Origin of the sequence: Pseudomonas sp. 2822-17, from assembly GCF_002742485.1 — a bacterium.
GTDB classification, from domain to species: domain Bacteria; phylum Pseudomonadota; class Gammaproteobacteria; order Pseudomonadales; family Pseudomonadaceae; genus Aquipseudomonas; species Aquipseudomonas cyclaminis.
In genome coordinates, this window is sequence record NZ_LJRZ01000710.1 from 1 (window position 1) to 276 (window position 276).

General features: G+C 37.7%; 1 protein-coding gene. It reads left to right on the forward strand.

What is annotated here, in order from left to right; genetic code table 11:
• A partial coding sequence (locus tag AOA60_RS23925; protein ID WP_218240840.1) for a DNA/RNA-binding winged helix domain-containing protein occupies window positions 1-276 on the forward strand: 276 nt, incomplete at both ends.

Sequence of the window (276 nt, forward strand, 5' to 3'; positions counted from 1 at the left end):
TTATAAAGCTTGGGGATTGGTATATACTTCAAACAGTTTTTGCTGAAATGGTTGAATTAATAAAGAGTGATCTTGCAGAGTTCCACGAAGCATTTCCAATGCGTGAAGGGAAGAACAAAGCAGAATTAAAGCAAACTTTAAAATCTTACGGACTACATGTGTCAGAGCTTGTCATTGACCAAGTTGTTGCTGATGGCACTGTCATAAAAAGTGGACAGTACATTGCATCTTCACAATTCAAACCAAGTTTTCCAAAACAATGGGCCAAACGAATGG